This window comes from Rhizobium sp. S163, assembly GCF_030380805.1.
GTDB lineage: Bacteria > Pseudomonadota > Alphaproteobacteria > Rhizobiales > Rhizobiaceae > Rhizobium.
In genome coordinates, this window is record NZ_JAUDSA010000012.1 from 576,055 (window position 1) to 601,814 (window position 25,760).

The following is a 25,760-nucleotide window of genomic DNA, read 5'->3' on the forward strand; positions in this document are numbered from 1 at the left end:
AAAGAAGTCATTCCAAGGTCGCCACCTTTCTACTGAAGGTGGCGACGTCGCGAGGGCCAGTGCTGCTATTGCTTGTCCAGCGCCCTGTTTCCACAGAACGCCGCTGCGTATCAGCCGATCGACATGAGGCTTGCATTGCCGCCGGCAGCGGCGGTGTTGATCGAGGTGGAAACCTCTTCCAACAGCCAGTTGAGGCAATAGGCCTCCGGATTGCGCTCCAATTCGGCCGTCGAGGCGGCCTGCGTCAGGAGCAGCGGGCCGGACATGGCAGCGATTTCCTGCTGCATCGAGGCGATGCGGGCGCTGTCGCCTTCGATGAGAGCGCCTGAGAGAATCTCGCTCGTGCTCCTGCCGTTGCCAAAGTGGATACGCTGGGAGACGCTCAATGGAAGGTCCTTCAGGCTGCTGCGAAGGCTGTCGCTGCATTCGATGAATGCCTTGTTGCCTGTTGCCAGGGCCGATGAGATCTGGCGATGCAGGCCGACTTCGGAGACCGGTGCGCAGAAGATCGTTCCGCGCGCGTGCAGCGCGTAGATGTTGCGCTCGCCGACGGGGCCGGTGAGCTCGCTCTCCAGTCCGAGCGCCGACTGACTGCCGAGATTGCGGGCCATCTCGGCTTCTTCATGCAGTTCGCGCTCGTCGAGCCACTTGGCGAAATCCGAAAGCGCCGGATCGCTATAGACCGAGCTGTGCTGAGGCGGGATCGGCGGTGTATTCACCAGGCGGCCGAGATAGAGCGGTCCGCCGGCCTTCGGGCCAGTTCCGGAAAGCCCGCGCCCGCCGAAGGGCTGAACGCCGACCACGGCGCCGATGACGTTGCGGTTGACGTAAACGTTGCCGACCGCGATGCGGGAGGTCACGCGGGCGATCGTCTCGTCGAGGCGCGTGTGCAGGCCGAAGGTCAGGCCATAGCCCGTGGCGTTGATCTCATCGACCAGCCGGTCCAGATCCTGCCGGCGCCAGCGGATGACATGCAGCACCGGCCCGAACACTTCGCGCTTCAGTTCAACGATGTTGTTGAGCTCCACGATCGTCGGGGCGACGAATGTGCCATGCTGTGTCTCTGTCGGCAGCTCGATGCGTTCCACCTGGCGGCCAAGCGCCTGCATCGATTTTACGTGGGTCTCGATGATTTCCTTCGCGTCGGCCGTAATGACGGGGCCGATATCGGCGGAGAGGCGATTGGTGTTGGCGATCGTCAGTTCGCGCAGCGCGCCCTTCAGCATCGTCAGCGTGCGGTCGGCGACGTCGTCCTGCAGGCAAAGAATGCGCAGCGCCGAGCAACGCTGGCCGGCGCTGTCGAAGGCCGATGCGATGACATCGCCCACGACCTGTTCGGCAAGCGCCGAGGAATCGACGATCATCGCGTTCTGGCCGCCGGTTTCCGCGATGAGCGGGATCGGCTTACCGTCGGCCGACAGGCGCTTGACGAGTTCGGCCTGGATCAGCCGGGCAACTTCGGTCGAGCCGGTGAACATGACGGCTGCTGTCTCCGGCGCCGCGACAAGGGCCGCACCGACGCTACCTTCGCCCGGAACCAGCTGCACGACATCCTTCGGAATGCCCGCCTCATGCAGGATCCTGACGGCCTCGGCGGCAATCAGCGGCGTTTCCTCGGCGGGCTTCGCGAGAACTGGGTTGCCGGCAACGAGGGCGGCCGCGACCTGGCCGCTGAAGATCGCCAGCGGGAAGTTCCATGGGCTGATGCAGACGACGGGCCCCAGCGGCGCGTGTGACGGCCCCAGCGTGCGGCGCGCCTGTTCGGCGTAGTAGCGCAGGAAGTCGATCGCCTCGCGCACTTCGGCAATGGCGTTTTGCACCGACTTTCCGGCTTCGCGGATGATGAGGCCGAGGAGCGTCTCCATGCGCGTCTGCACGATATCGGCCGCGCTGTCGAGCAACGCCGCACGGTCTGCGGGCGAGACGACGGCCCAGGATGCGGCTGCCGCCTTCGCCGCCTGCATTGCTGCTGCGACTTCGGATGGCGTTGCCTCACGAACCTGGCCTACCGCGTCCCTATGGTCGGCGGGGTTGAGTACGTCGCGGGCGCCGTTGATGTCGGTCGCTTGGCTGGGCAGCGCGCGCCAGCCCTTGGTGGCGCTTTCGCCCAGCAGATGGGACAGGCGGTTGAGCACCGTTTCGCTGGAGAGATCGAGGCCGGCGGAGTTGACGCGGCTTCCGTAGAGTTCGCCGGGGAGCGAGATCTTGTCGTGCTTCTGGCCGACGATCGGCATCTTCGAGACGATCTCGGCCGGGTCGGCGATCAGTTCGTCGATGGAGACGTTTGGATCGGCGATCCGGTTGACGAAGGAGGAGTTGGCGCCGTTCTCCAGCAGGCGACGCACGAGATAGGCAAGCAGCGTTTCGTGGGTGCCGACGGGTGCGTAGATGCGGCAGGGGCGGTTCAGGTTTTGCCGGCCGACCACCTCGTCATAAAGCGGCTCGCCCATGCCATGCAGGCACTGGAACTCGTATTTGCCGACATAATAATCCGAGCCGGCCATCTGGTAGATGGTTGCCAGCGTTTGAGCGTTGTGGGTCGCGAATTGCGGGAAGACGGCATCGGTCGCCGCCAGAAGCTTCCTGGCGCAGGCGACATAGGAAACGTCGGTGTAGATCTTGCGGGTGAAAACAGGGAAGTCCGCGAGGCCATCGACCTGCGCCCGCTTGATCTCCGCATCCCAGTAGGCGCCCTTGACGAGGCGCACCATGATCCGACGGCCGGCGCGGCGCGCGAGGTCGATGATGAAATCAAGCACGAACGGGCAGCGTTTGCCATAGGCCTGGACGACAAAGCCCATGCCGTTCCAGCCTTCCAGCTCGGGGTCGAGGCAGAGCGCTTCCAGAAGGTCGAGCGACAGTTCGAGGCGGTCGGCCTCCTCGGCGTCGATGTTGAGGCCGATGTCGTAGGACTTGGCGATCAGCGCCAGCGCCTTAACCCTCGGCAGTAACTCGTCCATGACGCGGGCGCTCTGCGTGCGTGCGTAGCGCGGATGCAGCGCCGAAAGCTTGATCGAGATGCCCGGGCCTTCATAGATGCCGCGCCGATCAGACGCCTTGCCGATGGCGTGGATCGCGGTCTCGTAATCCTTGTAGTAGCGTTTCGCGTCCGCGCCCGTGGTCGCGGCTTCGCCCAGCATGTCGTAGGAGTAGCGGAAGCCGCGCTGCTCGAGCGGCTTTGCCCGCTGCAGCGCCTCGTCGATGGTCTCGCCGGTAACGAACTGCTCGCCCATCATCCGCATCGCCATGTCGACGCCGCGGCGGATCACCGGCTCGCCGCAGCGGGCGATCAATCGGGTCAGAGCCGCAGAAAGGCTGCGATCGGCGACCGTCGATGTCAGCTTGCCTGTCACGACGAGACCCCAGGTCGCGGCGTTGACGAAGAGCGAGCGGCCGCCGCCGAGATGCGCCTTCCAGTCGCCCTCGGAAATCTTGTCGCGGATAAGCGCGTCGCGCGTGGCCGTGTCGGGGATACGCAGCAGCGCCTCGGCCAGGCACATCAGCGCGATGCCCTCCTGGCTGGAGAGCAAATATTCATGCACCAATCCCTCGACGCCAGTTCCCTTGTGCTTGGCGCGCAGGGCCTCGATCAGCTTGCGGGCGGTGTCGGCAGCGGCTTTCCTGACGTGATCGGGGAGGGCGGCTGCTTCAACCAGGCGTGGCACGCAGATCGTCTCCGGCGTGCGGTAGGCAGCCGTGATGGCGCGGCGTAGATCGCTCTGTTCTCGGATCGGAGGGGCAAATCCATCAAAGGGATTTGCAGAGCCGTTGCCCTGCTCTACTGTGACTTCGACTGCTGCCGCGTCGGTGGTGATTGCCATGCTGGGCTCCTGATCCGCTGATGTCGCGAAGCTAGCAGATTTCGAGAAGTCAATTTCACTTGATTTGGAACGTTCTAGTCTTTAGTTCGCTATTCAATATTCATATTGGAGGAAATTATTGTGGCGAGCGCGGGAAATGTCAGGGAAATCGACCAATTCGATCAGCGCATCCTCGACGCGCTCGTCGCCGATGGCAGGATGTCTGTGACCGACCTCGCCAAACGCGTGGGTCTGTCCAACACGCCCTGCCAGGTCAGGCTCAAGCGGCTGATCGAGGATGGCTACATTCTCGGCTTCCGCGCCATCATCGACGTCAACAAGCTCGGCCGCAACCATGTGGCGTTTACCGAGGTGAAACTCTCCGACACCAGGGAGAACGCGCTGAACGCATTCAACGTCGCGGTTCGCAAGCTGCAGGAGGTGGAGGAGTGCCACATGATCGCGGGCGCATTCGACTACCTCCTGAAAATACGCACGTCCGATATCGCCAATTATCGCCTCGTTCTAGGCGAGAAGATCTCCAGCCTTCCCTTCGTCGCCAACACATCGACCTTTGTTGCGATGGAAGCGATCAAGGAGAACGGCGCCTGATCGGCGGCTGATTGCCAGCTCCGGGCTCCTGTCATTTTGCGCGTGACAGCGGTCGGCTTCTCTGACAAAACAGACCCATTGAGAGACAGGGGCGTTTGCCGACGGCAGACTGAGAAGTACCCTTTGAACCTGAACCAGATAATGCTGGCGGAGGGAGTCGCTCGGACCCTTCGGCAGTGCTATCAGGGTCCCCGCGTCTTGCCCCGCCCGAAAGGGGCATGATGAAAGACGACAGATCTCCCGGTTCGATGCTCGATGCCATGCGCGCGCAAAGGCCGCTCGTTCAGTGCATCACCAATTTCGTTGCGATGAACATCGCCGCCAACGTGCTGCTCGCAGCCGGCGGTTCGCCTGCCATGGTGCATGCAGAGGAAGAGGCCGGCGAGTTCGCGGCGATCTCCGGCGCGCTGACTGTTAACATCGGCACGCTCTCGTCGAGTTGGTTGAACGGCATGCGTGCCGCTGCCAGATCGGCGGGCGAAAACGCCAAGCCATGGGTCCTCGACCCTGTCGCCCATTATGCGACCGCCTTTCGCAGACAGGCCGTCGCGGAGCTGCTGGCGCTTCGCCCGACCATCATTCGCGGCAACGCGTCCGAGATCATCGCGCTCGCCGGTGGCGAAAGCCGGGGGCAGGGCGTCGATAGCCGCGACCCCGTGGAGCAGGCGGAAGCTGCCGCCAGCCATATCGCAGACAAGCATCAGGCCGTGGTGGCGGTGACCGGCGAGGTCGATTTCGTCACCGACGGCGCGCGCGCCTGCCGCATCGAGGGCGGCTCTTCGCTGATGCCGCAGGTGACGGCGCTCGGTTGTTCGCTGACATGCCTCGTCGGTGCCTTCGCCGCCGCAAGGCCCGGTGCTCCGTTCGAAGCGACGATATCGGCACTCGCCATGTTCGCCGTCGCCGGCGAAGAGGCGGCGCGGGTCACTGACGGACCGGGGTCATTTTCGTGGCGGTTCCTCGATGCCCTAGCGGCGATAGACGGCGCCGCGATCGACAACAATGCGCGGGTGCGGATGCTATGAGCGGGATCGATCTCTCGCTCTATCTCGTCCTCGATCCCGAGCTCTGCGCCGGCATCGGCATGGTCGAAACCGCAAGGCGCGCCGCCGCCGGTGGCGCCACTGTCGTGCAGCTCCGCGATAAGCACGCCTCCACGGCGCGCATGATAGACACCGGCCTTGCCCTGAAGGAAGCGCTCGCCGGGACGGGCGCGCTGCTTGTCGTCAACGATGATGTCGAGGCGGCCGTCGCGATCGGCGCCGATGGTCTGCATGTCGGCCAGGACGATATGGTCGTGCGTGCCGCGCGCGAGCGGGTCGGGCGCGACATGATCCTTGGCCTGTCGGTGGAGACAGAGGCGTTGGCGAGGGCTGTCGATCCGGCATTGGTCGACTATGCCGGCATCGGCCCGGTCTTCGCGACGCCGACCAAGCCGGATCACAAACAGCCGATCGGCTTCGACGGCCTTGCACGTCTCGTCGCTGTCTGCCCGGTTCCATCCGTTGCGATCGGCGGGCTGAAGCTGGCGCATGTCGGCGGTGTTTTTGCTGCCGGTTCCGACGGGATCGCCGTCGTCTCGGCGATCTGCGGCACATCAGATCCTCGCGCCGCCGCCCGCGAGCTTTCAGAGGCTATTCAAGGGAGATCACGATGATCCGCAACGTTCTCTCCATCGCCGGATCCGATCCATCGGGCGGCGCGGGCATCCAGGCGGACCTCAAGGCCTTTGCCGCGCGCGGCGTCTATGGCATGGCGGCGCTCACCGCGTTGACAGCGCAGAATACGCAAGGCGTATCCGGCGTTCACCTCGTGCCAGCAGGTTTCGTCGCCGATCAGATCAAGGCCGTGTTTGCCGATGTCCGGGTCGATGCCGTGAAGATCGGCATGATCGCCAATGCTGAAATCGCCGATGCCGTCGCCGGCGTTCTCAAGCTTCATCCCGGCATCCCGATCGTGCTCGATCCCGTCATGGTGGCCAAGGGTGGGGCGAAGCTTCTCGACCCCGCTGCGGTCGATGTGCTTCTGCGCCGGCTGCTGCCGCTTGCGACTCTGCTAACGCCCAATCTGCCTGAGGCAGCCGCGTTGCTCCACACCGATGTGGCCGAGAGCCGCCGGGAGATGGGCGAGCAGGCCGAAGCGCTGCGCGCTTTGGGACCCGCTGCCGTGCTTGTCAAAGGCGGCCATCTCGAGGGCGACCAGAGCCCCGACGTGCTGGCAACGGAAGACGGCCTCGCCTGGTTCGAGGCCGCCAGGATTCCGACCGCAAACACCCACGGCACCGGCTGCACGCTTTCGAGCGCGCTGGCGGCCGAGCTCGCCAAAGGCGCGACGCTGCCAGATGCGGTGGCCGCCGCAAAGAGCTATCTCGCCGGCGCGGTGGCTGCGGCCGGCACGCTCGACGTCGGCTCGGGACATGGCCCGGTCCAGCACTTTCACGAACTTTGGACGACAGAGGAAGGAGACGCGAAATGACATTGCCGATCAGTGAGCAGACGGTGATCGTAACGGGCGCCGCGCGCGGGCTCGGCGCGGCGATCACCAGGGCTTTTGCCCGCGAGGGCGCGAAGGTGGCGATCAACTATCGCAACAGCCGCGAGCAAGCCGAGGCGCTGGCGAAGAGCCTCGGCGAGCGGACGCATGCTTTTCAGGCCGATATCCGCGACGGCGCGGCCGTGCGCGAACTGGTGGCGGATGTCACGCGCACGCTGGGGGCACCGACGACTGTGGTGCACAATGCGCTCGCCGATTTCAGCTTCAACGGCGATGCACGCCCGAAGCTCGGCGAGCTCAGCTGGGAGGAGATAACCAAGCAGCTTGATACGGCGGTGAAGGGTGCTCTGAACCTCATGCAGGCAACCCGCCCGGCCATGGCCGCTGCCGGCTTCGGGCGCGTTGTCACGATCGGCACCAATCTCTTCCAGAAACCGGTCGTGCCATATCATGACTACACGGCGGCGAAGGGTGCGTTGTTGTCGCTGACCCGCACGGCCGCGGCCGAACTCGGACCTGATGGCATCACCGTGAACATGGTCTCAGGTGGATTGCTGCGGACCACCGATGCCAGCGCCGGAACGCCCGAGGCGGTGTTCAACCTCATCGCTGGCAGCACACCGCTGCGCCGTGTGACGACGCCGGAGGAAGTCGCCGACGCCGTACTGTTTTTCGCCAGCCCCTGGGCGCGGGCGGTTACCGGCCAGAACCTGATCGTCGACGGCGGTCTCGTGTTTGGCTGAACGTCATCGCGATATCATCACGACTTGACCGCGCCTGCGGTCAAGCCGGCGATGATGTGCTTCTGCGCGAGGAAGAAGACGATGACGGTCGGCATGATTGTCAGCGTGATGAAGGCGAGCACCAGCTGCCAAGCGGTGCCGAATTCGCCGCGATAGACCATGATGCCGAGCGGCCAGGGGTACATCTTCTCCGAGTTCAGCATGATCAGTGGCAGGATGTAGCTGTTCCAGCTGCCGACGAAGGAGATGATGCTGACCGTCGCAATGATCGGTCGAGAAAGCGGAAGGCAGATATGCCAGAAGAAGCGCATGTAGCCGCAGCCATCGACGACGGCCGCCTGGAACAATTCCTCCGGAAGGTTGCGAAAATAGTTCCGGAACAGGAGTATGCTCATGCCGAGCCCGAAGGCCACCTGCGGCAGCACCACGCCCCAGTAGGTGTTGAGCAGCCCGAGATCGCGGATGCGGATGAAGAGCGGCAGAATGGCGGTCGCGGCCGGAAACATCAGCCCGATCAGGAAGTAATTCAGCAGGAAGTCTGCGCCGAAGAAGCGGACATGCGCGAAGGTGAAGGCCGCCATCGCCGATACCGATACGGTAAGGAAAACGGTCAGCGCCGCGATGAGCAGCGAGTTGACCATCTGTCGCCAATAGCGATCGCCGAACAGGATGTCGGTGTAATTTTCGACATGCCACTCCACCGGCAGGCCGAACGGATTGGTGCGCAGGTCGCCCAGATCCTTGAAGCCGCCAAGCGCTGTGGTGACCAGCGGGATCAGGACGATGGCCGATATGATGACCAGCGACGTGTAGAGATAGGCTTTGGTGCCGGCATTGAGCCGGTCGGATGAAACGACGTCAGTCATGGCGCATGAATATCCGTTTGTAGCTGAAGGCGAGCGTTACGCAGATCAGGAAAAGCACGACGCCGACGGCGCTTCCGAGCCCGACCTGCATGCGGGCCACGCCGAAGTTGAAGAGGAAGGTCACCATCGTCTGCGTGGCATTGAACGGACCGCCGCCCGTCAGAGGCATGATGAGGTCGAACAGCTGCAGCGAGCCGACGACGGCGAAGAAGACCGAGAGGCGCACCGTCGATCCAAGCAGCGGCAGGGTGATATAGCGGAACCGCTGCCAGCCGCTGGCACCATCGATTTCGGCGGCCTCCAGCACGCTCTTGTCGAGCGATTGCAGTCCGGCGATGAACAGCATCATGTGGAAGCCGAAGTATTTCCAGACGATCACGCCGAGTACCGCGTACATCGCCAGATCCTTGTCGGCCAGCACATAGGGTGTCTCGACGCCGAGCAGATGAGCGATCGAGGCGAAGAGCCCATAGTCGCCGTCGTAGACGAAGCGCCAGATCAGGCCGGCCGCGACATCAGCGAGCACGTAGGGCAGGAAAAAGATCAGCCGGAAGACGACCACGCCGGCGATGCGGTGCGCCAGCATCATCGCCAACCAGATGGCCAGCGGAATCTGGATCGCGATCGAGATCACCATGATCAACGCGTTGTTCTTCAGCGCGGTGAGGAAGGCGCCGTTCTTGAACAGGAGTTCGAAGTTGCGCATGCCGACATATTGCGTCGGCAAGCCATAGCCGTCCCATTTGTAAAGACTGTACCAGGCGGCCTCGCCCATCGGCAGGATCACGAAAATCGAGAACAACAGAAGCGCCGGCGGCAGGAAGAGCAGCAGCACGGGCAGGCGGCCTGCAACGGCCGGATGTTTGCGCCGGGCGGACTGGGTGGCCGGTATGCGCGCGGGTCTGATTGCGGTGGCGGCGCTGACATTGGCCATGGGGACCTCACATTCCAGACATCAAATTGCGGCGCGAGAGCGTGCCTCGCGCCGCGATGGTCTTGATCAGAACTGATCCTGCTCGAAGGCATCCTGGATCTGCTGGGCGCCATCGGTAGGCGTCATCTGTCCGGAGACGATAGCGACCGACACGTCGTTGACGACGCGACCGACCGAGGGGCCGAGATCCTGGTCGAAGAAGTTCTGGTGCCATGTGGAATGTGCCAGCTGTTCGGCCGATTCGTGCAGCAGCGGGTTGGTCACGCCATCCTCTGCGCCGACCGCGACCGGGATGATCATGCCGGCCTTGGCCATGGTGCGCTCGTTCTCGGCATTGGTGAGGTAGGCGAGGAAGTCGAGCGTTTCCGGCGGCGCCTTCTTGGTGACGGCCCAACCGTTCAGGCCGCCCAGCGTGTCGGTGACAGCACCGGCGCCGCCAGTAACGGCGGGGAAGGCGAAGCGGCCGATATTGTCGGGGTTCAGGCCCTTCTTGTCGCCGGCATTGGTGCGCTGGTTGGCCTCGGTGTTCTGGAAGCCGAGGATCATCGCCGCCTTGCCGTCGCCGAAGACGCCGAGCGTCTGCGGCCACGTGGCCCCGAGGTAGCCGGGCTGGAATGGCTCGAGCTTGCCGAGTTCGGCGAGCTGCTCGCCGGCCTTGATCATCGCCGGATCGTTGAAGCCTTCACCCTGGCCGTTCTTGGCGGCATCGAAGACCTGCTGGCCGCCGTTGCGCATAACGAGATAGCTCCAGTAGAAGTGGATCGGCCACTTCTCGCCGCCACCGCCTGCGATCGGCACGATGCCGGCGTCCTTGATCTTCTTCACTGCGGCCAGATAGTCGTCCCAGGTCTTGATCGTGGTGGCATCGACGCCGGCCTTCGCGAACAATTCCTTGTTGTAGAAGAAGGATACGGTGCCGACCGCATAAGGGACCGCGCCGATCTTGCCGTCATAGCTCAGGCCCTTGACGGAGGCCGGGTTGTAGGTTTTCACCCACGCGCCATCCTTGGCGTTCATCGCTTCGCTGAGATCGAGCAGGGCGCCAGTCGCGAGCTGCTGTTTCAGGACGCCGCCGCCCCAGCTGTAGAAGAGATCAGGCGCATCGCTGGACTGCAGAAGCGTCGGCAGCTTCGCCTTGAAGGCCTCGTTTTCGAGGAACTGCATCTCCACCTTCGTGCCCGGATGCTCGGCCTCGTAATTCTTGACGATTTGCTGCCAGACGCCGAGATAGGTCGGGTCGATTTCGAGATGCATCCACTTGATTGTCGTGTCGGCAGCGGCAGTGCCGGCGGCAATCAGAAGCGCGAGCGCAGTCGCGGTCGAGCGGGTAAAGGCGCGACTATTGAACAGGGCTTTCGCCCTTTGATGATTGAACATAAGGTCTCCTCCTCAAGGGAAAATCGTCCTCTACAATTTTATCCCTTATGCGGATTAAATGATCGGCAGCTTTGCCAGAATGTCAACTCCCTTGGCTGAATTTGGCAGATTAGCCTTGACAGAGGGCTGAATCTCCACGCTATTTAATTCGCATTCCGACAAAAATACCGACCTGCTTCGGCGGTCGCCACAAGAGCCGTGCACGAATAGATGAAGACCGCAGACCCGGAATTGATGCGCGCGATCAATCGCCTGAACGTGCTCGACACGGTGCGCCGACATGGGCCGATCGCGCGCGTCGAGATCAGCGAGCGCACGCAGCTGTCGACCACCACGGTGTCGGCCATCACCGCCTCGCTGCTGGATGATGGCCTCATCCTGCCGCGCCACGAAGGCGATATCCGCAACGAAGCGGCGCGCGGCCGGCCACGTGTCATGTTGGAGCTCAATCCGGATGCGGCGCGTGTCGTGGGTGCCAAGATCGCAGCCAGCCGCATGGTCTTCGTCGTCACCGATTTTCGCGGCGACGTGCTCTCGAATCTCACCCTGCCGATCCGGATCGATCGCCAGCCGATCGCGGTTATCGCCGACCTCGTCGAGGATGGCGTGCGGCGTTGCGTCGTCGATGCCGGCCTGTCGCTGGAGGATGTCGATACCGTCTGCCTTAGCCTGCCGGGTGTCATCGAGCATCGAACAGGGCATATCCGCAGCAGCCCCATCTTTCGGGACGTCAATGTCGATTTCGCCGCTGAGATGACGACGCGGCTGAACACCTCGACCATTGTCGAAAGCGACGCGCATGCCATCACGCTGGCGCATCACTGGTTCGGCAAGGCGCGCGATTTGGAAGACATGGTCCTGATCTCGCTGGAACAGACGCTGGGGCTCGGCGTGCTCCATGGCAACCAGCTGTTTCGCGGCGCCGGCGGCCTCAGCCACAATCTCGGCGATCTAGTGCTTGGCATGGGACCGCGCGGCATCGTGCGGCTGTCGAGCCAGGCGGGCGAAAGCGAAATTCTGGGCGAGCAGCCGGCGGGTGGGCGATTTGCCGAGGCGATCCGGCTCGGGCGCGGCATGGCGCATGCGCAGGCCTTGATCAAGGCAGAAGACAACGCGCTGATCAGCGCGGCGATCCGGGCGGGGGAGGCCGTCGGCGTCGCGGTTGCCAATATCGTGACCATCTTCGCGCCGCCGCGCGTCATCCTGGTGGGCTCCAGCCTGGCGCTTGGAGAGCCTTTCCTGGAGAGCCTTCGAAATGCCTACGCGCTGGCCATCCCACCATCGCTCAGGGGCGTCGCGGAACTCGTCTTCGACGATTCCAGCGACGACTTCTGGGCACAGGGGGCTGCGGCCGTCGCCCTTTACGAACTCTACGAGTCGCCGTGGAACACCACGGGCCCGGCGCTCTGACGCTTTCAGAACCAAAATCTATGGGAGGAAATCATGGATAAAGTCGGCATAGGCATCATCGGATGCGGCAACATATCGGGCGCGTACCTGAAGGCCATGGCGTCTTTCCCCATTCTCGACATCAGGGGTTTGGCGGATCTGAACAGCGAGCTCGCGCAGGCAAAGGCGGCTGAGTTCAACGTGCCGGCCAGAAGCGTCGACGAACTCTTCGCCGATCCCTCGATCGAGATCATCGTCAATCTGACCATTCCGAAGGCGCACGTCGCTGTCGGCCTGCAGGCGCTTGCCGCCGGCAAGCACACCTATTCGGAAAAGCCGCTCGGGATCAACTTCGCCGAAGGCAAGCAGCTCGCCGAAGCGGCCAAGGCGAAGGGCCTCCGCATTGGTGCGGCACCCGATACTTTCCTCGGCGGCGGCCACCAGACGGCCCGCGCGCTGATCGATCAGGGCGTGATCGGCCAGCCGGTGGGCGGTACGGCCACCTTCATGTGCCCCGGCCACGAGCGCTGGCACCCCAATCCCGCCTTCTACTATGAAGTCGGCGGCGGGCCGATGCTGGATATGGGGCCGTATTACATCACCGATCTCGTCAATCTCTTCGGGCCCGTGGCGCAGGTGGCGGGCTTCGCGGTGACGCCGCGCAAGGAGCGCGTCATCACCAGCGAGCCGCGAAACGGCGAGCATATCCCCGTGCATGTGCCGACCCATGTGTCCGGCCTGATGGCCTTTGCCAACGGCGCCGTCGTGCAGATCGGCATGAGCTTCGATGTCGCCGGTCACAAGCACGTACCGCTCGAGGTCTACGGAACCGAGGGAACGCTGATCGTGCCCGATCCCAATCACTTCGGCGGTGAAGTCGAGCTCCTACGCAAGGGCGGCTCGTTCGAAAGCCAGCCGCTGACCGCGCCCTATGCCGACGGAAACTACCGATCGATCGGTGTCGCCGATCTCGCCTATGCGATCCGTCAGAGCCGGCCGCATCGCGCGAACGGCAGCCTGGCGCTGCACGTGCTGGAGGTCATGGAAGCGTTCCAGACCGCATCGGACACCGGCCGCACCGTGGCGATCACCACGCAGACGGAAAGACCGGCGCCGATGTCGGAATCCCTCGTCGACGGACGTCTGGGCAAGTAATTATTGAGGAGGAAGTTTAATGCGTGAAGCACTGATCGTTTGGGGCGGATGGAGCGGCCACGAGCCGCAGGAATGCGCCGCCATCGTCAAGGACATACTCGAGGAAGACGGCTTCAAGGTCTATGTCGAGCATACCACCGAGGCTTTCGCCGACCCTTCAGTTCACGACCTTTCGCTCGTCGTGCCGATCGTGACCATGTCGAAGATCGAGAAGGAAGAAATCAAGAACCTTGCGGCCGCGATCGAAGGCGGTGTCGGTCTGGCCGGCTATCATGGCGGAGCCGGCGACAGTTTCCGCGAATGCGTGGAATACCAGTTCATCGTTGGCGGTCAGTGGGTCGCGCATCCCGGCAACATCATCGACTACCGGGTCAACATTACCCGCCCCGATGACCCTGTCATGGAAGGCATTGCCGATTTCGACTACACGTCGGAGCAGTACTACATGCATGTCGACCCCTCCAACGAGGTGCTGGCGACGACGACCTTTACCGGCGATCACGCCTATTGGATCGATGGCGTGGTGATGCCGGTCGCCTGGAAGCGGAAATACGGAAAGGGACGCGTCTTTTATTCCTCGCTCGGCCATCAGGCCAAGGAGTTTTCCGTGCCGGAAATGCGCACTATTTTCCGCCGGGGCGCCAACTGGGCCGCGCGCTGAGCTCGCGCAAAATAGGTATTAGCACGCGGTTGGAACATTACCGGCCGCGCGCTATTTCTTCATGGTATTCAACGTGAAGGAGTTTCCAGCATGCGCAAGCTTCTCGCAGTCACCTCAATCGTCATCATGGGCTTTGCCGGCAGTGCATTCGCGCAGATGAACATGGGCACGGACAGCAGCGGTCGGTTTGATGGCTCGCCTCCACTCGGAACCGGCCCGCAGGACGAACAGTCTAGCGGCCTTTCCATTCCGCTCGATTCACTTGAGACGGGAAGCACCGCAGGCAGTGCCCCGGTCCAGTGGACGCGCTGCCCGCCGCACCAACGCAATGCTGCCAATCGCAAGTCGACCAATCCGGCGTGCATCGACGGACAATGACCTGACGGAGCGTTGCTGTGCAGCCTCGTGTTTGCGTTTCGTTGGCGCGATCTTTTGTGCTAGTGGGGCGTCTCAACGCGAGGCCTAAGACATGCTGCCCTGGATTCAGCTCGATTCCGCTCAAATTCCCGGCGAGGCTGGCGAACTGCGCCTGAAGCAGCGCGGCAGCGAATTCTCGATCATGCTCGGATCGAACGAGCTGATGAACAGCCGCCTCTCCGGCTCCGAGGAAGCACTCGCGACGCTCTCCTATGACAAGCTCAAGGGCCGGCCGCGCCCGAGCATCCTGATCGGCGGTCTCGGCATGGGCTTCACGCTTCGCGCGGCGCTGGCCGTCGTGCCCAACGATGCGACCGTTGTCGTCGCCGAACTGGTACCCGCCGTCGTCAGCTGGGCGCGGGGGCCGATGGCGGAAGTCTTCAAGGGATGCCTTGATGATCCCCGCGTTGGCATTTATCAGGGGGATGTGTCCGAACTCATCCGTTCGAGCCGGGCTAAATTCGACGCCATCCTGCTTGATGTCGATAATGGGCCGGATGGACTGACCCGTCAATCGAACGACGGGCTCTACGACTTCGCCGGGCTGAAGGCCGCACGCGAGGCCCTGCGTCTCGGTGGCGTGCTGGCCGTCTGGTCATCCGGCCCCGACGCCAGCTTCACGCGCCGGGTGCGCGACAGTGGTTTTGCGGTCGAGGCCGTCAATTCGCGCGCTAACGGAAAACGTGGCGGCGCGCGCCACGTCATCTGGCTGGCACAGAAGAAATAGCCTAGCCGGTCTGCCCGTTGCGGGCCGTGGCGATGGCGTTCGCGGCGCCGGCGCGAAGCTGCTGCGTGTCCGCGCCGGCAATGACGAGATCAAAGCCCATCTTCAGCAGCTGCCCGGCGCGCTCGCCGTTGCTGCCGAAGATGCATGCGAACTTGCCATACGCGCGGCAACGGGCGAGCAGCTGCTTCAGCACGACATCCATTTCAGCCGTGTCGGGAGCTAGATGCGCACCGTTCGATAGTGCGATGGAAAGGTCCGATGGGCCGATAAAGACGCCGTCGATACCGTCAACGCCGAGAATGTCATCGGCGGCATCGAGCGCTGCCCGGGTCTCGATCATGGCGATCGCGACAGTCTCCATATTCGCCGTCGCCAAATAGTTCGTGGCGGCGAGGCCGGTGTGGTTCATCGCCAGCGTCGGTCCCCAGCTACGCTCGCCGAGCGGCGGGTACTTGGTCGCCTTGACCAGGGCATGCGCATCCGCGATCGAATTGATCATCGGCGCGATAATTCCAGACGCGCCAGCATCGAGCAGCCGCGAGGCCGTCGAGAAATCGCCGACGGGAATACGCGCCATCACAGGCTTGCCGGCCAATCGACCCTGCCCGATGCCATTGGCGGCCGACACCATGTCCCAGACGCCGTGCTGCATATCGAGCACGACGGCATCGAAGGCTTCCTGCGAGAGATGATTGACGAACAGCGGATCGGGTATGCCGATCCACGCCGAAATCAGACCACCGCTTTCGCCCGACCTGAGGCGTTTTGAAAAGTCGTTGATTGCAGTTGAACCAGGCATACTAGTCTCCTTCCGCAGCTCAGCCCGTGGCGCGCTGCTCATCTTGATGGAATTGTTCGATAAAGGCCTTCTGAAGAAGGATGCCGTCCCATTCGTCGGGGAAGAACGGCGAATCGTAGATAAGCGTGTAGGGACCGGCATATCCGGCCTGTCGGCATGCCTCCAGGCACTTGCCGTAGTCCTCGGCATCCATGCCTGATGCGGTATAATTGGCCTTGGCGTGGCAAATCTCGGCGCGGCGCATGATGTCCGAAAGGCCGGCATATTTGTCCGGCGCCGACCAGTTGCCGAGATCGCCGTTGAGGCCGACCTTGCCGCCGAGATCGTCAAGCAGCCAGTTCATTTCTCGCGGCGACGGCAGGAGGTCGAACCAGTTCTCGGTGACGACGCGGATGCCGCTCTCCTCGGCCTGCTCCGCCAGCCACGAGAGATGTCCCGACGAGCGAGCGAGGTTCTCGTCGCTCGGCTGCTGTTTCCCCGCGATGACGCGCATGTTTCTCGCGCCAAGCGCGGTTGCGATCTCGATCCAGCCGGCGACCCAGCGGATATCGCGCTCGGCCGTTGCGGGATTGCTCGGGTCGCCGTCCTCGACCAGCAAGGTCTGAAGCAGGACGCCGGACTGATCGAGGGCTGCGCGCAGCCGCCGTAGATAGTCCGCGTCGAGGCTCGGCAGATGGAAGGAGCAGATCTCCAGCCTGTGGATGCCGCGATCGGCAAGCTGGCGCGGAACGTCGATCAGTTCGACGCTGCCGGGGCCGTAAGGCTCCTGCGGTGCCCCGCTCTTGGCCGGATCGGGGCTATAGGGATGGACCGCGCCTAGCGCCCGGTGCAGCGACCATGTGGAGACGGCGAACCGTCCGTTCTCGATATCCTCGATCATTGCATTCCTCCTCGTTCCCACCCTATCTAGGCAACAACGCCTTGGAATTTCAAACGGAATCTCCGGTGAACACAGCTTCCGCCGAAAGGCTGGCGGCAAGCAGCGCCTCGTCGCGGCCGGCGGTTGCCGAAAGCAGCAGGCCGACCGGCATATCCGCGTCGCCGGTCCCGCAGGGGATCGACACGCCGCACCAGTCGAGGAAATTGCCGAGCATGGTGTTGCGCAAGGTCTTGCCGTTGGTCGCGAAGAAAAGATCGTCGTTTGCTTCCAGGGCGGCGATCGGTGGCGCGACATGGGCGACTGACGGGTAGGCGATAATGCTATCGCCGACCATGCGGTCGACCTCCGCTATCAGTCGCTCGCGCGCTTCGAGAATGGCGATGTAGTCAGGCATCGTGATCGTCTGGCCAAGTCGGGTGCGTTGCACGACGCGGTGGTCCATCTGATCGGCCTCCTGCCCGGCAAGGCGCTCGCGATGAAGCGCGAAGGCTTCCGCAGTCACCAGGCTGCCGTACTTGCCCATGAGGGCGAGGATTTCGTCGAAGGCCGGGATGGTGACGCGGGTGACCGAAGCACCTTCCGCGATCAGCCACTCCACGCTTTGCTCGAAGGCTGCGACGACGCCGGCCTCGGCGCCATCGAACACGACATTATCAGGAATGACCACATCCAGCGCGCGGAGCGAGCTCGGGGTGATGGCGGGCGCGGCGGTCAGGCCGCGCATGGCCGCGTCGACCCAGATTGCGTCCTGAACGGTGCGGCAAAGGGGGCCGAGCGAATCCAGGCTTCGCGCCAGCGGAAAGACCCCGCCCATGGGGTAGCGCCCGCGTGTTGCCTTGTAGCCGACGACGCCATTGAAGGCGGCGGGGATGCGGACCGATCCGCCTGTGTCGGTGCCGATCGCCACGGGGACGAGACCTGCGGCCACCACGGCACCGGCGCCCGAGGAGGAGCCGCCGGGAATACGTGGCTCATCCTTGCCGCGCGGATTGTGCGGTGTGCCGTAATGCGGGTTTATGCCGAGGCCGGAAAAAGCGAATTCGCTCATGTTGGTGCAGCCGACGGCGACCATGCCGGCCTGCGCAAGCGCGCTTACGACCGCTGCATCGTCTTCTGCCACGGGGGCGTCCCGCAGGACCTTGGAGCCGGCCGTCGTCGCGCGCCCCTTGATATCGAACAGGTCTTTCCAGGCAACGGGAATGCCCTCAAGCAAGCCGCGCGACCGGCCGGCCTTCAGCCGCGCCGAGGACGCCTTGGCCTCTTCAAGCGCGCGGTCGGCCAGCAATTCGGTGAGGATCGACTGATCGGGGTGCACCTTGATGTCCTCAAGCACGGTCTCGGTGACCTCCACCGGGTCGGCGGCGCCGTTCTGGATAAGAACGGAAAGTTGTGCGATCGACATCGCACCAAATGATTTCGTCATGTCAGTGTCCGTGGTCTGGATGAATACCCGACCTAAGCCGAGTTTCCTCGAAGTGCCAAGCCCTTGAAGCCAGATCAAACCGATTGGTTCGATTTTATGAACACTGAGTTTGCGTATCCGGCCTTCAACCGTGGCGGTTGCCACCACATATCGGGAATGCGCGAAAGACGCCACGGGTCGAGGGATGTTATAGGCACCTCGCGCGGATTTCAGGAGCAAGACAATGAGAGATGTAGACAGCTGGAGCGCCCCTCGCGGCGACACGGTCCATCATCATGCAACGGACGAAGAGTTGGACGGTATGGGCGAGCGCGAATACGTGGAACACATCAAGGCAACCAGCCGACCATCGGTATCGGAACGGTTTCTGATCGTTGGAGCCCTGCTGGTTCTTGGCGCGGCGGGATATGTCGCGCATATGAACACCTCGACGGCATCGGCTGTCGATCTCGCCCCTGTCGGAGCGATCTCGGATTCCGGCCCGTCGCTGGATTATTGCCGGGAGCATAGCCCCTATCCGGACAAGTCCTGCTGAGGACTTGTCGGCTTAAACTTGAGGACTTGTCGGCTTAAACTGGAGAAACGGGCGACCGTGACCTAGTTCTAGTCGGGGAGGGCATCATGTCCGCTGATATCGACTACGATCTCGATCGCTTCATCGAAGCTCAAAATGGTGTCTATGATCGCGCGCTTGCGGAGCTCAGGAATGGCCGCAAGCGCTCGCACTGGATGTGGTTCATCTTTCCGCAGATGGCAGGTCTCGGCACGTCGTCAATGGCCGAGAAATATGCCATCCGCTCGGCCGGCGAAGCCTCGGCCTATCTGGCAGATCCCATCCTCGGCGCCCGCCTTGTGCGCTGCGTCGACGCAGTATTGTCGATCAATGCAAAATCCGCGCATGAGGTGTTTGGCTCTCCCGATGATCATAAGCTCCGATCGTCAATGACGCTGTTCGCGGCGGTCAGCGATCACGGATCACCTTTCCATCAAGTGATAGATCATTTCTACGATGGAGCGTTCGACCATCACACGATCGAACTGCTCGATGCAGGCCGATAACTCACGGCACTAGCCAACGCGAGAATGTTCGAGCGTATCGATTTCCGCCGAGATTTCCTCGATGCGAGAACGCAACTCACGATCAGTGCCGTCGTTGACATCCTCGTCACCGAAGCAATCGCGCGCATCATAGAGTTCAAGCTTGGCTTCAAGCTCCGCCCGTTTGGCATACAGGCGATGGAGATAAATGTAGTTCATCTTCCCGCTCAACCGTGTTTCCACATCTGGTTGAAAACGAGTTTCCCCCACGAAAGTTCCAAGCGCAGAAACCGGCGCTCAGGCAAACGCCGCGATAGCAGCGTTGCACGCCTTGGAGAAGTGGCCGCAACAGTTGTCCTTGCCCATCGATTGACGGGTGACGCGGGCGCCTTCCAGAAGCAGGGTCAGTGTGTCTGCCAGCAGCTGCGGTTCGCGCGCGCCGGCGGCGAGACAGAGCGCCTCAAGCCTGTCGCGCTGCTCCGCCTTATGGCGTTCGATGACGCTGTAGGCCGGGTGGCCTTCACCCTTGAGTTCGATCGCGGCGTTCGCCAGATCGCAGCCGACCTGATCGCCGCAAAGGCTCTGGGTCCTGAGTTCGATCCAGGCAAGCAGCTGGGCGCGCGCATCATCGGGATGCGTGGCTTCCAGCTCGCGCCAGATCGCCTCGGCCTTATCGGAGGCGCGGCGCAGCGTTTCGCACACCAGCTCGTCCTTCGAGCCGAAGTGCCGATAGAGCGTCATCTTGTTGGTGAGAGCGCCTTCGGCGATGGCATCAACGCCGATGCCACGGATCCCGTGCTCACGAAACAGCTCCGCCGCGGTCGAGACGATACGTTCCCTAGGAGGGATCTTTTCATCAGTGCCTGCAGGCAGAATAGCTGTCCAAGTTTTTGATTTTTCTGCGGACAATGTCCTTGACATCCATGTGACCGATCGGTAACAAATGCATTGTTACTTACCGGTAACACCACTTTTCGCGGAAGTCAATTGCCGAGAGGGCAGCGCGGCCGAAGTGGAACACGGGCGACCGCCCACGAAAGGAGGACTGAGCCATGAGAAAGACCAGAGACGACCTGACGATATCCGAAGCCCTTCGCGACCCCCTGATCGCCATGGTGATGCGCGCCGACGGCGTGAAGCTTGAAGATTTCAAGCGGCTCCTGGAGACTGCGGCGGTGAAGCGCGAACAGCGCGCCAATCCGGTCAAGAAATTCATCGACGTGATCAAGAGCAATCCGGCTGCTGTCTGCAACTATTGCTAACGCCTTGGGCTTCCCTGCCCCCCGAAAGCCGTCGCCACATTGGCGGCGGCTTTTTTTGTTTGTGGCGAGCAACGCTGTACGCTGCGCAGTCATGAAAAGACGGAGCCTCTTAGGCTCCGTTTCCTAAGCAATATGGCTCAGAATTCCGACCATTCCGGCTCTTGCTTGAGCGCGGCGTTTCCGCGAAACGCATTGGTCAACTTCTGGCCCAGTTGCCGTGCTGGCGAGGCGACGGGGCCGTGGCTGGCGGTCGTCGCCGCAGGCTTGGCGAAGCTCGGCCGCCCCTGGTTGGCAACGGCGCCGTCCAGCTTGAACTGGGACATCAGCTGCGCCAGCGCCATGGCTTCATGCGCGAGGCTGTGGCTGGCCGCGGTCGTTTCCTCGACCATTGCGGCATTCTTCTGCGTGCCTTCGTCCATGGTGTTCACGGCCGTGTTAATCTCCTGCAGGCCAAGCGACTGCTCGCGCGAGGCTTCAGCGATCGCGTGAACATGGCGATTGATCTCTTGAACTTCGGCGACGATCGCATCCAGCGCCTTGCCGGCTTCACCGACCAGTTCCACGCCGGACTCGACCTGCGAACCCGAGGCGGTGATCAGCGCCTTGATCTCCTTGGCCGCGCGCGCCGAGCGCTGTGCCAGTTCGCGCACTTCCTGGGCAACGACGGCAAAGCCCTTGCCGGCATCTCCCGCCCGGGCTGCTTCGACGCCGGCGTTGAGAGCGAGAAGGTTGGTCTGGAATGCGATGTCGTCGATCACGCCGATGATGTTGCTGATCTCGTTCGAGGACTGCTCGATCAGGTGCATCGCGGTGACCGCGTTACGGACGACCTCGCCGGAGCGTTCGGCGGCTTCGCGCGTCTTGGCGACCAGCTGGCTGGCGTCGCTTGCGCGGCTGGCAGCATCCTTGACTGTCGTCGTGATCTCTTCCAGCGCGGCGGCCGTTTCTTCAACGGAAGCGGCCTGTTGTTCGGTGCGCTTGGAAAGGTCGTCGGCGGAAGCGCGGATCTGGCTTGAGCCTGCGCTGATGGCGCTCGCATTGGCGCCAACAGCCTGCAGCGCGTTGTGCAGCTTGGAGACCGCCGCGTTGAAATCCTGGCGAAGCGTGTCGAGGTCACCGGTAAACGGCGTGTCGATCTGGCAGTTCAGATCGCCATCGGCAAGATTTCCGAGGGCGCCGCCGAGAGCCTTGATCGCGCGATGCAGATTTGCGGCTTCGTTGGCCTTCTCTGCCTCGCGCTCAAGGCGCTCGCTCTCGCTCATCGAGCGGGCTGCTTCGGCTTGCTGCTCGATGCGCATGCGGTCGATCGCATTGGTCCGGAAGACCGCAACAGCTGCAGCCATCTGGCCGATCTCGTCACGGCGGTCGAGGCCATGAACCTCTTCGCCGGTCTCGCCGGACGCCAGCGTTTCCATGCGTTCGCGCAGCTTGGCCATCGGCGTCGTCACACCCTTCTGGGCGATGACCATGGCAATGGCGATTGCCGCAATGACGCCAAGGGTTAGGCCGACAAGGGTATAGAAGATGGTGGAGGAAACGGAGGCAGACAGCTGGCTGCCGCCCTGTTCCAGAAGGTCTGCCATTGCCTTGTTGTTGGCGCCGAACTTGGGCGACAGACCGACGATCATGTCATCAAGCTTTGCAGAAAGCTGTTGGGTCTGCTCGGTGTTTCCGGTGCCATGCGCCGCGAGAAGCTCGTCGCCCAGAGATTTCAAACCGTCGGCTCCGGCAAGCAATTCGTCGATTGCCCCCTTGCGGCTCGGCACCAATTCCGAGACTTGCGACAGTCGCTTGCGCGCGCCATCGAACTCTGTGGCGAAACGCTTGGAGATATCGTTGAAGGCAGGGGTGCCGGGCTCCTGCGCGACGGCACGGCTAAGCCATGTCGTGGACGTCCAGATGCCAGCTGCCGCGCGCGCGCTGAAGGTCGCTGCCTGGCTCTCGTTCTGGAGGAAGCCGGTGTACTGCTGGTTGGCCGCGCTAAACTTGTTGGTGAGGTAAAGCAAGCCCGCCATGGAAACGAGGCCCAGCATGGCGATAGCAATAAGGAATTTGGTTTGTATCTTCAGGTTTTTCAACATGAGGCACCTTGGAAATCGTGGTGAAATGGCATCAGGCCGCCTGCGGAGGAGCGGAACTCGTTCGCAAGAAAAAGTGACATTGGAAGCTGTGGGACAACGCATCATGCGCAAAACACCGAGGGGGCATCCCGATATCTTGGTTTCAACCTAGGCGCTTATCCTTAAAGAAATCTGACCTCGATAAGGCAAGCGAACGGAATCGGCAGTGGAGTTGCTTTTGATCAAAGCATGTCGAGACGAACGAATAAGCTTATATTTATGCTGGCTAATTTTCTTCGATCTTCTTCTTGGCGGCGTTTACGAAGCTGACGCTGATGTGGTCATGGCTGGTTAACCAGTTGGGAAAACGATCCAAGAGTATCATTGCGGCACACGGATAGGTCGATCTACATGGGCCCGCGGTCACTGTTTTGATCGTAACCCGCGATGTCGTGGGGCCTATTTGAGACAAATCATATTGAGGATGCCTAGTGGTTTACACACGCCGTAACGTCATTGCCATGTCTGGAGCCGCACTGGCGGGTGCCGTTCTGCCGAAGGTCGCAGCCGCACAGTCGATCGGCTTCACGCCCTCGCCCATCTATCCGGATCCGGCTATCCAGATTCTCGACCCAAGCTTTGCCAAGTATCGCGTCGCGAGTTCCTCCTTGGAACAGGTCGCCACCGGCGCCCGCTGGCTGGAAGGCCCGGTCTGGTTCGGCGACGGTCGCTATCTTCTCGTCAGCGACGTGCCGAACAATCGGGTTATGAAATATGACGAGACAAACGAGACCTGGAGTGTCTTCAACCCGAATTCGAACTATTCGAACGGCCATGCCCGCGACATGCAGGGCCGGCTTTTGTCGTGCGAGCACCTGACCCGCCGCGTCACCCGCACCGAGTATGACGGCTCGATCACGGTTCTGGCTGACAACTACAAGGGCAAGAAACTCAACTCGCCGAACGACATCGTCTGCAAGTCGGACGGTTCGATCTGGTTCACCGACCCGACCTTCGGCATTGCCGGCGGATGGGAAGGCGACAAGGCCGAACCGGAGCTGCCGCATTCGGTCTATCGCATCTCGCCGGATGGAAAGCTGAACCTCGTCACCGACGAGCTGAAGGGTCCGAACGGCCTTGCCTTCTCTGAAGACGAGAAGAAGATTTATATAGTCGAAGGCCGCGCGCAGCCCTATCGGATCATCTGGTCCTACGATGTCGGCAAGGACGGTTTCTCGCTGTTTAACAAGAAGGCGTTGATCACCGCCGACGACAATGGCGGCCTCGACGGCTTCCGCGTCGATGTCGATGGCAATCTGTGGTGCGGATGGGGCTCTTCGGGTGCTGCCGGCGCAAAGCCGGAAGACCTCAACGGCGTGAAGATCTTCAACAAGGACGGTAAGGCGATCGGCTTCATCAAGCTGCCGGAACGCTGCCCCAACCTCGTCTTCGGCGGGCCGAAGAAGAACCGCCTCTATATGGCGTCCAGCCATTCGGTCTATGCGCTCTATGTCGAGACGCGCGGAGCAGTCTGATTAAGAATCGAGCCGCCACGATTGTCGCGGCGGCTCGAGCAATTCTTCGACCTCAGACAATGCCGCCGCTGCCGCCCACGGAAGCCGGGCGCTCCGCGGCAACCTTCTTGCGATAGCCGCTGGCGCGGTAGGTGGCGACCGGATCGACCGCGCCACCGGCGCGACGGCGGGCTTCGGCAAGGATCGGCTCGACATCGGTGCGATAGCCGCGCTTCAGCGTTTCCGTTGCCATCAGCGCGTCGTTCTCATCCTGGAAACCTGCCAGCGCCTTGCGGTCGACGATCAGCGCCTGCGCATAGGCGCGGCGGATTTCGTTGGCGCTGTTGATCAGGCTTTCGATTGGATCGGTCACATTGTGCGACTGATCGATCATGTGGGCCGGGTTGAAGTCGTTGACGCCGCGCTGCTCGGCCTCGACCAGCTCGTTGAAGACGAGGAACAGACGGTAGGGCTCGATCGAACCGGCGTCGAGGTCGTCATCGCCGTACTTCGAGTCGTTGAAGTGGAAGCCGCCGAGCTTGCCGAACTGGATCAGGCGGGCGACGATCATTTCGATGTTGGTGTTCGGCGCATGGTGGCCGAGGTCGACGAGGCAATGCGCCTTCGGCCCGAGGGTCTGGGCGATCAGGTAATTCGTGCCCCAGTCCTGCACGACGGTCGAATAGAAGGCCGGCTCGTACATCTTGTGTTCGGAAAACAGCTTCCAGTCGTCAGGCAGCGCCTTGTAGATGTCGGCCATCGAGGCGAGGTAGCGTTCGAAGGAGCGGGTGAAATTGCTCTGGCCCGGGAAGTTCGAGCCGTCGCCAACCCAGACGGTCAGCGCCTTGGAGCCGATCGCCTTGCCGATCTCGATGCATTCAATGTTGTGCTCGACGGCCTGCGCGCGCGTTGCCGCGTCCGTGTGGCTGAGCGATCCGTACTTGTAGGAATGGGCCTGGCCGGGCGCGTCTGAAAAGGTGTTGGAATTCATGGCGTCGAAGCCGAGGCCGAGCTGATCGCCCTTCGCCTTCAATTCCTTGACGTCGGTCTTGTCCCACGGAATGTGGAGCGAGACGTTCGGCGTGGCGCGGGTCAGTTCGTTGATGACGGAGCAATCGTCGAGCTTGTCGAAGATCCCGCGCGGCTCGCCGGTGCCGGGGAAGCGGGCGAAGCGCGTGCCTCCGGTGCCGACGCCCCAGGATGGAACGGCGACGAAGAATTCGGAGACGCGGCGCGTGATCGCCTCAATGTCCACGCCACGGCGCGACAGGTTGGCGCCCAAGGCTTCGTAATCGGATTTGAGCGCGGCTGCGCGCTTTTCGTTTTCTTGCGCAATCACATCCTGCGCGATTTTGGTTTCGGCCATGAATTCCTCCCGTGTGGCATCGAACCAACCGGCTCCTGTCCGCGTTTCGATGCATGAAATACTCAAATCAGTAATGAGGCGACCTTGGACATCATACGCATTCTTTTCGCGATCATCCTGCCACCTGTCGGTGTATTCCTGCAGGTCGGAATCGGCCTGCAGTTCTGGCTCAATATACTGCTGACGCTGTGCGGCTACGTGCCGGGGATCATCCATGCGGTTTGGGTGATCCTCCGGCGATAGC

26 protein-coding genes and 1 riboswitch are annotated in these 25,760 nt (G+C 62.4%); of the genes, 15 read left to right on the plus strand and 11 right to left on the minus strand.

Annotated features, from left to right (window positions below):
• Positions 1 to 110: 110 nt before the first annotated feature.
• Entirely contained in the window at positions 111 to 3,821 is a 3,711-nt protein-coding gene (gene putA, locus QTL96_RS12360; RefSeq protein ID WP_289727856.1) for a trifunctional transcriptional regulator/proline dehydrogenase/L-glutamate gamma-semialdehyde dehydrogenase, read from the minus strand.
• Positions 3,822 to 3,941: 120 nt separating this feature from the next.
• Here putA and QTL96_RS12365 point away from each other — a divergent pair, with 120 nt between their 5' ends.
• The 5 genes from QTL96_RS12365 (at position 3,942) to QTL96_RS12385 (ending at position 7,648) form a co-directional block, all read left to right on the plus strand.
• Positions 3,942 to 4,412, plus strand: a complete 471-nt coding sequence (locus QTL96_RS12365) for an Lrp/AsnC ligand binding domain-containing protein (RefSeq protein ID WP_112818942.1) — start codon at positions 3,942 to 3,944, stop codon at positions 4,410 to 4,412.
• Positions 4,413 to 4,489: 77 nt separating this feature from the next.
• Positions 4,490 to 4,585, plus strand: a riboswitch (TPP riboswitch).
• Positions 4,586 to 4,633: 48 nt separating this feature from the next.
• On the plus strand, positions 4,634 to 5,437 hold the full coding sequence (gene thiM, locus QTL96_RS12370) for a hydroxyethylthiazole kinase (protein WP_289727857.1): 804 nt from the start codon (positions 4,634 to 4,636) through the stop codon (positions 5,435 to 5,437).
• The gene (gene thiE / locus QTL96_RS12375; protein WP_289727858.1) at positions 5,434 to 6,069 is read left to right on the plus strand and encodes a thiamine phosphate synthase; all 636 of its coding nucleotides are present in this window, start codon (positions 5,434 to 5,436) and stop codon (positions 6,067 to 6,069) included. The genes thiM and thiE overlap by 4 nt, the downstream gene beginning before the upstream one ends.
• Entirely contained in the window at positions 6,066 to 6,887 is an 822-nt protein-coding gene (thiD, locus tag QTL96_RS12380) for a bifunctional hydroxymethylpyrimidine kinase/phosphomethylpyrimidine kinase (protein WP_112818800.1), read from the plus strand. The genes thiE and thiD overlap by 4 nt, the downstream gene beginning before the upstream one ends.
• Entirely contained in the window at positions 6,884 to 7,648 is a 765-nt protein-coding gene (locus QTL96_RS12385; protein ID WP_289727859.1) for a 3-oxoacyl-ACP reductase, read from the plus strand. Before thiD ends, QTL96_RS12385 begins: the two co-directional genes overlap by 4 nt.
• A 17-nt stretch (positions 7,649 to 7,665) precedes the next feature.
• Here the strand turns inward: QTL96_RS12385 and QTL96_RS12390 are convergent, their stop codons facing one another.
• The 3 genes from QTL96_RS12390 to QTL96_RS12400 form a co-directional block, all read right to left on the minus strand.
• Positions 7,666 to 8,514 carry a carbohydrate ABC transporter permease gene (locus QTL96_RS12390; RefSeq protein WP_018896552.1) on the minus strand — a complete coding sequence of 283 codons (849 nt, stop codon included), beginning with the start codon at positions 8,512 to 8,514 and terminating at the stop codon, positions 7,666 to 7,668.
• Positions 8,507 to 9,448, minus strand: coding sequence for a sugar ABC transporter permease (locus tag QTL96_RS12395; protein ID WP_289727860.1), 942 nt, complete (start codon positions 9,446 to 9,448; stop codon positions 8,507 to 8,509). Before QTL96_RS12395 ends, QTL96_RS12390 begins: the two co-directional genes overlap by 8 nt.
• A 66-nt stretch (positions 9,449 to 9,514) precedes the next feature.
• On the minus strand, positions 9,515 to 10,825 hold the full coding sequence (locus tag QTL96_RS12400; RefSeq protein WP_112943524.1) for an extracellular solute-binding protein: 1,311 nt from the start codon (positions 10,823 to 10,825) through the stop codon (positions 9,515 to 9,517).
• A gap of 210 nt (positions 10,826 to 11,035) precedes the next feature.
• Here QTL96_RS12400 and QTL96_RS12405 point away from each other — a divergent pair, with 210 nt between their 5' ends.
• The 5 genes from QTL96_RS12405 to QTL96_RS12425 all read left to right on the plus strand — a co-directional run bounded on the left by QTL96_RS12405 (position 11,036) and on the right by QTL96_RS12425 (position 15,174).
• Positions 11,036 to 12,235, plus strand: coding sequence for an ROK family transcriptional regulator (locus QTL96_RS12405; protein WP_112818796.1), 1,200 nt, complete (start codon positions 11,036 to 11,038; stop codon positions 12,233 to 12,235).
• 33 nt (positions 12,236 to 12,268) lie between these two features.
• Positions 12,269 to 13,369 carry a Gfo/Idh/MocA family oxidoreductase gene (locus QTL96_RS12410; protein WP_112943525.1) on the plus strand — a complete coding sequence of 367 codons (1,101 nt, stop codon included), beginning with the start codon at positions 12,269 to 12,271 and terminating at the stop codon, positions 13,367 to 13,369.
• Between the two features lie 19 nt (positions 13,370 to 13,388).
• Positions 13,389 to 14,030, plus strand: a complete 642-nt coding sequence (locus QTL96_RS12415; RefSeq protein WP_112818794.1) for a ThuA domain-containing protein — start codon at positions 13,389 to 13,391, stop codon at positions 14,028 to 14,030.
• A gap of 90 nt (positions 14,031 to 14,120) precedes the next feature.
• On the plus strand, positions 14,121 to 14,408 hold the full coding sequence (locus tag QTL96_RS12420) for a hypothetical protein (protein ID WP_113198413.1): 288 nt from the start codon (positions 14,121 to 14,123) through the stop codon (positions 14,406 to 14,408).
• Positions 14,409 to 14,499: 91 nt separating this feature from the next.
• Positions 14,500 to 15,174: a hypothetical protein gene (locus QTL96_RS12425; RefSeq protein ID WP_112973059.1), complete on the plus strand. Its 675-nt coding sequence runs from the start codon at positions 14,500 to 14,502 to the stop codon at positions 15,172 to 15,174.
• Between the two features lies 1 nt (position 15,175).
• On the opposite strand, the gene QTL96_RS12430 is transcribed toward QTL96_RS12425, so the two are convergent.
• The 3 genes from QTL96_RS12430 to QTL96_RS12440 are packed head-to-tail and all read right to left on the minus strand — an operon-like array spanning position 15,176 to position 18,276.
• Positions 15,176 to 15,973, minus strand: a complete 798-nt coding sequence (locus QTL96_RS12430) for an aldolase/citrate lyase family protein (protein WP_289727861.1) — start codon at positions 15,971 to 15,973, stop codon at positions 15,176 to 15,178.
• 19 nt (positions 15,974 to 15,992) lie between these two features.
• Positions 15,993 to 16,850, minus strand: coding sequence for a TIM barrel protein (locus QTL96_RS12435; RefSeq protein WP_112973076.1), 858 nt, complete (start codon positions 16,848 to 16,850; stop codon positions 15,993 to 15,995).
• Positions 16,851 to 16,902: 52 nt separating this feature from the next.
• Positions 16,903 to 18,276: an amidase gene (locus QTL96_RS12440; protein WP_289727862.1), complete on the minus strand. Its 1,374-nt coding sequence runs from the start codon at positions 18,274 to 18,276 to the stop codon at positions 16,903 to 16,905.
• 223 nt (positions 18,277 to 18,499) lie between these two features.
• Here QTL96_RS12440 and QTL96_RS12445 point away from each other — a divergent pair, with 223 nt between their 5' ends.
• Positions 18,500 to 18,811, plus strand: coding sequence for a hypothetical protein (locus QTL96_RS12445; protein WP_112973062.1), 312 nt, complete (start codon positions 18,500 to 18,502; stop codon positions 18,809 to 18,811).
• 86 nt (positions 18,812 to 18,897) lie between these two features.
• Positions 18,898 to 19,335, plus strand: a complete 438-nt coding sequence (locus QTL96_RS12450) for a DUF1810 domain-containing protein (protein WP_112973063.1) — start codon at positions 18,898 to 18,900, stop codon at positions 19,333 to 19,335.
• A 9-nt stretch (positions 19,336 to 19,344) separates the two neighbouring features.
• Here QTL96_RS12450 and QTL96_RS12455 read toward each other — a convergent pair whose 3' ends face one another.
• Both QTL96_RS12455 and QTL96_RS12460 read right to left on the minus strand, forming a co-directional pair.
• Positions 19,345 to 19,533 carry a hypothetical protein gene (locus QTL96_RS12455; RefSeq protein ID WP_047505429.1) on the minus strand — a complete coding sequence of 63 codons (189 nt, stop codon included), beginning with the start codon at positions 19,531 to 19,533 and terminating at the stop codon, positions 19,345 to 19,347.
• A 78-nt stretch (positions 19,534 to 19,611) separates the two neighbouring features.
• The gene (locus QTL96_RS12460) at positions 19,612 to 20,235 is read right to left on the minus strand and encodes a TetR/AcrR family transcriptional regulator (protein WP_113198409.1); all 624 of its coding nucleotides are present in this window, start codon (positions 20,233 to 20,235) and stop codon (positions 19,612 to 19,614) included.
• 131 nt (positions 20,236 to 20,366) lie between these two features.
• On the opposite strand from QTL96_RS12460, the gene QTL96_RS12465 reads away from it, so the two are divergent.
• Entirely contained in the window at positions 20,367 to 20,576 is a 210-nt protein-coding gene (locus tag QTL96_RS12465) for a hypothetical protein (protein WP_112943534.1), read from the plus strand.
• Positions 20,577 to 20,713: 137 nt separating this feature from the next.
• Here the strand turns inward: QTL96_RS12465 and QTL96_RS12470 are convergent, their stop codons facing one another.
• Positions 20,714 to 22,657, minus strand: coding sequence for a methyl-accepting chemotaxis protein (locus QTL96_RS12470; protein WP_289727863.1), 1,944 nt, complete (start codon positions 22,655 to 22,657; stop codon positions 20,714 to 20,716).
• Positions 22,658 to 23,127: 470 nt separating this feature from the next.
• Here QTL96_RS12470 and QTL96_RS12475 point away from each other — a divergent pair, with 470 nt between their 5' ends.
• Positions 23,128 to 24,171, plus strand: coding sequence for an SMP-30/gluconolactonase/LRE family protein (locus QTL96_RS12475; RefSeq protein WP_289727864.1), 1,044 nt, complete (start codon positions 23,128 to 23,130; stop codon positions 24,169 to 24,171).
• Positions 24,172 to 24,223: 52 nt separating this feature from the next.
• Here the strand turns inward: QTL96_RS12475 and rhaI are convergent, their stop codons facing one another.
• Entirely contained in the window at positions 24,224 to 25,516 is a 1,293-nt protein-coding gene (rhaI, locus tag QTL96_RS12480; protein WP_112943537.1) for an L-rhamnose catabolism isomerase, read from the minus strand.
• An 84-nt stretch (positions 25,517 to 25,600) separates the two neighbouring features.
• Here rhaI and QTL96_RS12485 point away from each other — a divergent pair, with 84 nt between their 5' ends.
• Positions 25,601 to 25,759, plus strand: a complete 159-nt coding sequence (locus QTL96_RS12485) for a YqaE/Pmp3 family membrane protein (RefSeq protein ID WP_018896533.1) — start codon at positions 25,601 to 25,603, stop codon at positions 25,757 to 25,759.
• The last annotated feature ends 1 nt before the right edge of the window (position 25,760 follow it).

Excerpts from the sequence above, each read along its gene's own strand:
- thiM (WP_289727857.1), top strand. The coding sequence starts at position 4,634 with ATGAAAGACGACAGATCTCCCGGTTCGATGCTCGATGCCATGCGCGCG.
- QTL96_RS12420 (WP_113198413.1), top strand. The coding sequence starts at position 14,121 with ATGCGCAAGCTTCTCGCAGTCACCTCAATCGTCATCATGGGCTTTGCC.
- thiD (WP_112818800.1), top strand. The coding sequence starts at position 6,066 with ATGATCCGCAACGTTCTCTCCATCGCCGGATCCGATCCATCGGGCGGC.
- QTL96_RS12385 (WP_289727859.1), top strand. The coding sequence starts at position 6,884 with ATGACATTGCCGATCAGTGAGCAGACGGTGATCGTAACGGGCGCCGCG.
- QTL96_RS12460 (WP_113198409.1), bottom strand. The coding sequence starts at position 20,235 with ATGTCAAGGACATTGTCCGCAGAAAAATCAAAAACTTGGACAGCTATT.
- rhaI (WP_112943537.1), bottom strand. The coding sequence starts at position 25,516 with ATGGCCGAAACCAAAATCGCGCAGGATGTGATTGCGCAAGAAAACGAA.
- QTL96_RS12445 (WP_112973062.1), top strand. The coding sequence starts at position 18,500 with ATGAGAGATGTAGACAGCTGGAGCGCCCCTCGCGGCGACACGGTCCAT.
- QTL96_RS12465 (WP_112943534.1), top strand. The coding sequence starts at position 20,367 with ATGAGAAAGACCAGAGACGACCTGACGATATCCGAAGCCCTTCGCGAC.
- QTL96_RS12410 (WP_112943525.1), top strand. The coding sequence starts at position 12,269 with ATGGATAAAGTCGGCATAGGCATCATCGGATGCGGCAACATATCGGGC.
- QTL96_RS12395 (WP_289727860.1), bottom strand. The coding sequence starts at position 9,448 with ATGGCCAATGTCAGCGCCGCCACCGCAATCAGACCCGCGCGCATACCG.
- QTL96_RS12440 (WP_289727862.1), bottom strand. The coding sequence starts at position 18,276 with ATGACGAAATCATTTGGTGCGATGTCGATCGCACAACTTTCCGTTCTT.
- QTL96_RS12400 (WP_112943524.1), bottom strand. The coding sequence starts at position 10,825 with ATGTTCAATCATCAAAGGGCGAAAGCCCTGTTCAATAGTCGCGCCTTT.
- QTL96_RS12470 (WP_289727863.1), bottom strand. The coding sequence starts at position 22,657 with ATGTTGAAAAACCTGAAGATACAAACCAAATTCCTTATTGCTATCGCC.
- thiE (WP_289727858.1), top strand. The coding sequence starts at position 5,434 with ATGAGCGGGATCGATCTCTCGCTCTATCTCGTCCTCGATCCCGAGCTC.
- QTL96_RS12430 (WP_289727861.1), bottom strand. The coding sequence starts at position 15,973 with ATGCCTGGTTCAACTGCAATCAACGACTTTTCAAAACGCCTCAGGTCG.
- QTL96_RS12405 (WP_112818796.1), top strand. The coding sequence starts at position 11,036 with ATGAAGACCGCAGACCCGGAATTGATGCGCGCGATCAATCGCCTGAAC.
- QTL96_RS12390 (WP_018896552.1), bottom strand. The coding sequence starts at position 8,514 with ATGACTGACGTCGTTTCATCCGACCGGCTCAATGCCGGCACCAAAGCC.
- QTL96_RS12425 (WP_112973059.1), top strand. The coding sequence starts at position 14,500 with ATGCTGCCCTGGATTCAGCTCGATTCCGCTCAAATTCCCGGCGAGGCT.
- QTL96_RS12450 (WP_112973063.1), top strand. The coding sequence starts at position 18,898 with ATGTCCGCTGATATCGACTACGATCTCGATCGCTTCATCGAAGCTCAA.
- QTL96_RS12455 (WP_047505429.1), bottom strand. The coding sequence starts at position 19,533 with ATGAACTACATTTATCTCCATCGCCTGTATGCCAAACGGGCGGAGCTT.
- putA (WP_289727856.1), bottom strand. The coding sequence starts at position 3,821 with ATGGCAATCACCACCGACGCGGCAGCAGTCGAAGTCACAGTAGAGCAG.
- QTL96_RS12415 (WP_112818794.1), top strand. The coding sequence starts at position 13,389 with ATGCGTGAAGCACTGATCGTTTGGGGCGGATGGAGCGGCCACGAGCCG.